The organism is Mesorhizobium sp. M1406, assembly GCF_040317555.1.
Lineage (GTDB): Bacteria > Pseudomonadota > Alphaproteobacteria > Rhizobiales > Rhizobiaceae > Mesorhizobium.
Window position 1 is genome coordinate 1 of record NZ_JAMYKW010000125.1, and the last position, 6,818, is coordinate 6,818.

At 57.9% G+C, this 6,818-nt stretch carries 5 protein-coding genes and 1 pseudogene; 3 read left to right on the top strand and 3 right to left on the bottom strand.

Annotated features, from left to right (window positions below):
- A partial coding sequence (locus NKH03_RS34015; RefSeq protein WP_352973220.1) for a transposase occupies positions 1-253 on the top strand: 253 nt, incomplete at its 5' end.
- Between the two features lie 171 nt (positions 254-424).
- Here the strand turns inward: NKH03_RS34015 and NKH03_RS34020 are convergent.
- The gene (locus tag NKH03_RS34020) at positions 425-1,840 is read right to left on the bottom strand and encodes a sensor histidine kinase (RefSeq protein ID WP_352607893.1); all 1,416 of its coding nucleotides are present in this window, start codon (positions 1,838-1,840) and stop codon (positions 425-427) included.
- Positions 1,841-2,193: 353 nt separating this feature from the next.
- Positions 2,194-3,183 carry a LysR family transcriptional regulator gene (locus NKH03_RS34025; RefSeq protein ID WP_352607891.1) on the bottom strand — a complete coding sequence of 330 codons (990 nt, stop codon included), beginning with the start codon at positions 3,181-3,183 and terminating at the stop codon, positions 2,194-2,196.
- A 182-nt stretch (positions 3,184-3,365) separates the two neighbouring features.
- On the opposite strand from NKH03_RS34025, the gene NKH03_RS34030 reads away from it, so the two are divergent.
- Positions 3,366-3,992 carry a DNA-binding response regulator gene (locus NKH03_RS34030; RefSeq protein ID WP_352607889.1) on the top strand — a complete coding sequence of 209 codons (627 nt, stop codon included), beginning with the start codon at positions 3,366-3,368 and terminating at the stop codon, positions 3,990-3,992.
- Positions 3,993-4,093: 101 nt separating this feature from the next.
- On the opposite strand, the gene NKH03_RS34035 is transcribed toward NKH03_RS34030, so the two are convergent.
- Positions 4,094-5,077, bottom strand: coding sequence for an IS5 family transposase (locus NKH03_RS34035; protein WP_352973221.1), 984 nt, complete (start codon positions 5,075-5,077; stop codon positions 4,094-4,096).
- Positions 5,078-5,349: 272 nt separating this feature from the next.
- On the opposite strand from NKH03_RS34035, the pseudogene NKH03_RS34040 reads away from it, so the two are divergent.
- A pseudogene (locus NKH03_RS34040) lies at positions 5,350-6,818 on the top strand (hypothetical protein); the annotation flags it as partial.

A 6,818-nucleotide genomic window follows, 5' to 3' on the forward strand; every position in this document is an offset into this window, starting at 1 on the left:
GTATCGCAGGGTCTTTGCGTCGCGACATAGTGGGACTCCTTCTTACCCATTATGCCCGCCCGCACACGAAATTCCTGACAGTCCCTCGAGCTTCGCAGTCGCCCAATTCGACACGCTGCGACTGCGCCTCATCAAGATCGCCGCGCGCGTGGTCGAGATGAAAACCCAGATCCGCCTGCACCTGCCGACCTCCTGCCCGGACCAGCGCATCCTGCGCATCGTGCTTGATCGGATCCCGCAGCTCGTGACGTAGCCGACGGGGCGCCAACGCCCCGAAACGAACCCGCCGACCGCAACCTGCAAACCCCCGCTTTCCATCCACGACGCATCCCGCCGGCACCCACCAGCTCGTCAAAAAGAACCGAAACGGCGACCAGATCACCACCTCAGGCCGCCAAACTTCCAGCGCCGTGCATAAAGCCGGTTAGATGACTGCCATCCTACCGGTGTCAATCGGCAACACAATACGCACGATAGTTCCAACCCCGGGCGTCGAAGTGATTCTGACGCTGCCGCGCATCGCGTTCACCATTTCGATGCAGCCTGTCAAACCGAGGCCAACGTGCGCGCCTCCTTGGGTCGAGAAGAACGGCGTTGCGGCTTTGTCACGAATATCCGAGGTCATGCCACCACCGTTATCCGAAATTTTAATGAGAAGCCTGCGCGCGAACAAGAAGCGTCGGTTGAGAAGGCGAGCTCCGATCGTGACCTGCTTGTCTTGCCTTCCCCGAACAGCCTTCGTAGCGTTGTTTACAAGCTCTTCGACAATCAAGCGAACTTGGGTCGCCGGAACTTGCAACTCTTTCGCGTTGTCGTCGATTTCCAATCGAATGTGGGTGTCAAGTGCACTACGATTCTCTTGAAGAAGTTTGCCGAGCGGCTCCGTGCGAAGATCTCGTCCTGAATTGGCGATCCGCATGAGCCCGTTAGTAATATCTTCGAGTTCCTTCGCCGCGTCTTGTGCAGCCTTAAACATCTCGGGCGATGGCGGAGTCTGATCCCCCAAATAGCCAAGAAACAGCCGAAGTGCAACAATGCGTGATCGGGTCATATGGGCATGCAGCAACGAAAAAGCCCGAATGTATTCATCGCGGCGCATGGAAAACTCGGCACGTTGCGCTATTATTATGAAGCCAATAACCACCATAACGAGCGCGAGTGCGAAAACGAAGCGGTTACGCGTAGCAGCGATCGCGATCTTTGCTTTCTCTTTGACGCTGATGCGGTGAGCAGCTGCCAAACGACCGATTTCGGACATATTCTGCTCAATTTCGTCCGTGCGCCGGAGTGCGTCATCATAGCCTCTCCCGATTAGCGCGATTGGCATGACCTGCGTCTTTATGACTTCCCGGGCCTTGAGCAGAAGATCGATTTCTTTTTGGCTTAACTGTTCGAGCGTCAGTAGTCGGTCGATATTGGCGATGATCAATGTGATTTGGCGCCCGAACGCCGGCTCGAGTTCTCTGGTCTCGCTGGCGAGACGAAGCCAGCCGGCAATCCGCACGATGCCCACCCGGGTCTCTTCCGCCATGCGCAAAGTTTCAAAGGTCTGACCCAGTGATCGGCCGGTCTCTTGTCGATAGTGTTCGGACAGAACAAACGACCAGCAGCCTAGTGAGAGTGCCATAGCCAGCGCGACATAGAGGCCAGTTGTGGAGTTGAAGAACCGTTTTAGGATCATGGCACCGGCTGCAATGTCGAGAACCGGGCCAAAATTGAGCAGTGCGCAAGCACACACGAGGGCGGCAGCCGTTCCAAAACAAATACGGACAATTTTAATCGGGATCCCTTTATACTCATTGATCGAACCTGATGGCCCTGCAATCGAACTGATAATCAATAATTCGGCCTGTCGGTCGACGCCAATTCGGAAGCATCAACCGTGGTTTATTGGTGCGCGTCTCAGGGTTGGAACTATTGAGTCCGTTAACCTGTGCAATTGACCCGCCCGCTATGTCGTTTCCGGCGAGCATGTCTTCGACAGGGGCATCGTGAGGACGATTTTCATGGTTCGTCCAGCGCATGCGTCCAGGCGACAGAGCGTATGACTTCGGGAGAACCCGCTGGTCCTCGTCGCAGCTCGATGCGAGCATCCGACCCCGGTTCATACCGTCTGCAACAGGCATAGCTTCGAGTATGGCGTCTGGTTTCGGACTGGGTAGCTGCAGGCTATCTATTTGCTGCGCCCCCGGGTCAGTTTGCTCCTTTAGTTAGCGCTGCGGCGATCTCACCGCGCAGCCATTTATGCTCTGGGTCGCGATGCCAACGCTCGTGCCAGATCAGCGCAACCTCATAGGGCTCCATTTTTATCGGTAGGTCGACCGCCGTGAGCGGTAGCATGGCGGAAAATCGCATAGCCGCCCGGTGCGGGACAACGAGGGCCATATCGGAAGTCGCAGCCACCGTGGCGGCCGTTAACACGTTGGAAAACCGTATCCTGCGGTCCGGTGATCCTAGCTCTGGCAGAGCGTCGTAAATTTGCCCGAGTTGGCTACCGGATTCTGAGCTGATGGCGGCGTGACGCAGGGCCATAACGCTCTCAATTGTCCGTTCCTGCGCCAGTGCCGGGTGGTCGTGGCGCAGCAAGCACACGAAGTGGTCAGTATAGAGGCTGCGCCGCAAGTAGCCTGGCAGAGCGGCGGCGATCTGCCCAACGGCCAGATCGATATCGCCTTCTTCAAGCGCTTGTAGGGTGCCTTTAAAGAGCGAATGGGAGGCAATCTCAAGGTGAGGCGCGCGCTGCATGAGCCGCGGCAGCAGGAGCAGCGTTTGGTGATCGGGCACGGCGATCGTGGCCTTCGACAGCCGCTCCCCTGTGTTGACGCTGCTATCCATCACCATTTTCCGAATCGCATTCAACGCCGACGGCAGCATTAGGGCCAAGCGTTCGCCTTGCGACGTCAAGACGAAGCCCCTTGAGACTCGAACCAAGAGATCATCGTTGAAAATGCCGCGCAGCATTGCCAACGCCCGGCTCATCGCTGGTTGACTCTTGCCGACGCGCAGGCCCGCATGCGTGACGTTGCGGGTTTCCAGCAGGGCTTCCAATGCCACCAGCAGATTCAGGTCGATGGATGCCAGATTCAGATCTCGTCGCCGTTCGACATAGTGGTCGCGGGTTACCAGACCTGCGTGCGGCCGACCCCAATCTTGTGAGGCATTTCGACAAGAGAGCTCGTCCATGATCTCTATTCCTCGATTCGCGTGTACCACAACCGCGCGTTGTAGGTTGCCGGCAACCATGGACGTATTCCGTTTCCTGGAATAGGGGGGCGGCCCCCCCTATTTGAGGTTGCTTTTCTCGATCATATTTAGCATTAGACCCGTTATGCGGGTGTGGGCTTCAGTCATAATTGGACCGCATTATGCAACAGATTTTAGTGATTGAAGATCAGGATTTAATGCGCCTGGCGCTGATCCAGGAACTAAAGGACTGCCTCACCGAAAGCGTTCTTCTTGGGGCTCCCACATTAGATATAGCCAAGACTCTAATGAAGTCCCACGAGTTTAACATCATTCTCATTGACCCCGGCTTGCCGGGGGTAAATCCGATCTCACTCTGTGATAGGCTCTCGGTTATCGAGCAGGTCGTTGATGCATCACCTTCATCGACACACGTAGTTATCACTGGATCAGATTCGGTTGCCGAAGCTAACCACTGTCGTCGGTTTGGGGTGGCTGGATATGTGAGCAAGACCGGACTGATGCGCGGACTTTTGGCTGAGGTGCTGCAGGATATTTCACAAAGCGGATTTGCCATCTGGATGTCGGAAAAGGACCAGCTGGCGGCTGATTTTCACTATTCGGGGCTAACGGGCCGGGAGCAGGAAATCCTGGATTGGATGCGCCGCCGTGAGCGCGGAATGAAGCGAAAGGAAGTTTACGACCAGATCAGTGAACGAATTGGAGTCGACCCCGCTACTGTTGAGAAATACTATAAGCAGGCTCGCGCCAAGCTGCTCAAGCGCGGCCGATTGCCGGACGGGATTTAAGACCTTAACTGGCGCATTCCGAGCTATGGTCGGCAAGGGTCACGAGGGGCGTTGGTGCGCGGATATGAAATCGAACGCATTTCGATCATTAATGTAGTTGGTTATGCCTGCGTGACTTGACGCCGGATAGACTCCGGGCGTGCCCATGCCAGCATGCGGTTGAGAACGATGCAACCGATGGCAACCTCGGTCTGTTGAGCCGGAAGAGAGCGTGCTCGCAGGCGCCGTCCGATCAGCCCCTTGTATCGTCCGATGGCTGTTTCGCTCAGCGCCCGCTTGCCGTAGCCGGTGGCTGCCTGCCATTTCAGCCGACCGTCGCTTGCGATTGCGGCAATGTGCTTGTCCCTTTGACCAGGCGGTCCGGTATCACCGCTTTCCACCGCCGTGGAACGCGGTGAAATGACGATGTTGGCGGTTGCGCTGTGCTGCAGGATAGACCGATAGGTTGGCTTGCCGTCATAGGCTCCGTCGGCTGTGAACTGGTCGATCTCGCCGTCGATCTGATCGAGCAGCGGTGCCACCTGGGAAGGATCATCCGCGTCCTGATCTGTCAGCCTTTGGGCAATGATCGCGCCACTTTTGGCATCCACTGCCAGATGCAGCTTGCGCCAGTTGCGACGTGATCTGGCGGCATGTTTCTGCTCCAGCCATTGCCCGGCGCCGTAGACTTTCAATCCCGTGCTATCGACAAGCACATGCAGCGGGCCGTCCGGCAGCGGCGGGTTTCGTCGGGCTGATGGCTCCCACTTGTGTGCCCGACGGCTCAGCGTCGTATGATCTGGAACTGGGACTTTCAGCCCCATGAGATCCAGCAGCGAGTGGAGCAATCCCTCGGTCTGGCGCAGCCGCATTGCGAAGACGCAACCCAGCGTCAGCGCTGTCTCAATGGCGAGATCGGAATACCGGGCTTGGCCGCCGCGGGTCTTGCGTCGCGGAGCGCGCCATCCCGCAAGTGCCTCCGGCCTTACCCATAAGGTCAGGCTACCACGCCGGCGCAGACCTGCTTCGTAGTCAAGCCAATTCGTCACCCTGAATTTCATCTTTCCCACGTGATGACGACGATCTGCGTTGTGTTTGTACGGCATGGCACTCGCATCAAGCTGATTTCGATCCTGCCTGCCTATCGCCAAACCGTTGACAAAGGATCCATGCACCAAGGCTCATGGCTACGCTACAAAGGCTATTGCGGTTACCGCTTGCCTAAATCCACACCAATAAAAGATCCGTGCACCAACGCCTCCCCCGACAGGAAGCATCACCATGTCCCGATCGAATGATTGAATATGAATTGCGCATGACGGCGGCGCGACCGATAGGCGCTAGAGCACTTCCTTGATCCGCGACCGGAGAGACCGCTATGGACAATACTGGCCGGGCATGGCCCTACGATGCTCCCGAACAAAATGATCCCAACGCCGACGTATACCCTTGGGTCGCGAGTTTGACAGGGATAGGAGGGACAACGGACGATTACATGCGGCAGTACCGTGCGCAACAACAGGGCCTGGAGCGGCAGCTGAGCGAGTTGAACCTAGGCGGCTCCGCTGCTGATCCAGACAGTGGTGCGATTCGGCGCACGTCCATGGGTGGCTCGATGCGGATGCCGCGGCAGCCTTCCCTGCGGGACAACCAGATCAGCAGCGCGCGCCACAGCATAGACGCCTCTTACGCAGCCTCGAGCCACTCGCGGTCCAGGCATTCGACCGCCTCGTCGGAGGCTTATTCCTCTTTCTCGGAGGAGCCGGCAATCACCCCGCCGCCGAAAAAAAGCGGGGGATTGAGATCGTTGCTGAAGACAGTGAAGAAGGCCTTCGTTCCAAGCAGCGGCAAGAAGTCGTCGAAGGACGGGATGCGCCAGCCGGAGGTTGTCAAGACGACGTATCGCGCCGATTATGCCAAGCGCGGCCGCCCGGCCGCAGAGGACCAGACGATGGTCTCCGACGAGGACCGCACGATGGTCCCCGACGAGGACCACACGATCATTGCTGGGGCGGCGATCCAGCGGGTGCGCGCCGGGAACGTCGACGAGCACCTCTTCTCCCAGCTCACGAAGGTGATGAACGACGCCAGGGAAAGGAATCCTGACGTCGCTGCATACAGTACCGTGGTGAACTGGGTATCCGCGCTGCGCAGGTTCAGCGTCTGGCTTCAGCCCAGCAACTTGACGGTGGCCAGCCTCGTTGATGACCCTGGTGCGTTGAATGCCCGTGCGGAGCAGTTTGTGAACGAGCGTGGCGACCGACGTGTCAATACCCCCGTGGAGGTCCTGCTGGATTGGCGCGCCGGAATCGACCCAAGCCTTTTTCGCGCTCGTCCTTATGCCAAAGACAAGGATCTCCTCGAGCAGCGCGCGGCCGAGGGGGACGGTTCCCTAAACCGGAATGCACCGGAACTCAGGCAGTTTTCTGCGTGGCTCCGAAAATTCAACAGGCCATCCATCGCTTCTCGGTATCTAACCGGATCGATGGACGACGACCTTCAAGAGTACAGGGAAAAACTCGGTGCTGACCGACTCTCCAAGCTCGCCACGGCACTGTCTGATCTCCGGAGGCTCGCGCCTGGCGGTGAAGAAGTCAGAGGAGTTGGAGCGCGGTCCGGCCGCCCTAATACCCTGATGCCTTATGCCGACGACGCTCGCCTCATCGAGGGCCTGCTCAATCAGGAGTTGGCCAGCCTTGGGCCTGAGTCGACGTCGAAAGAGAGGAAACCTTTCCGTGTCATCGCTAGCAGTCGACGCGGGCTCAGTGAGTGGCTCCGAAGGCAGGGAAAGGCGAGCATAGCGAGCCGAGTCAACGGCAATCAGGAGCAGACACAAGGGTTGAAGGA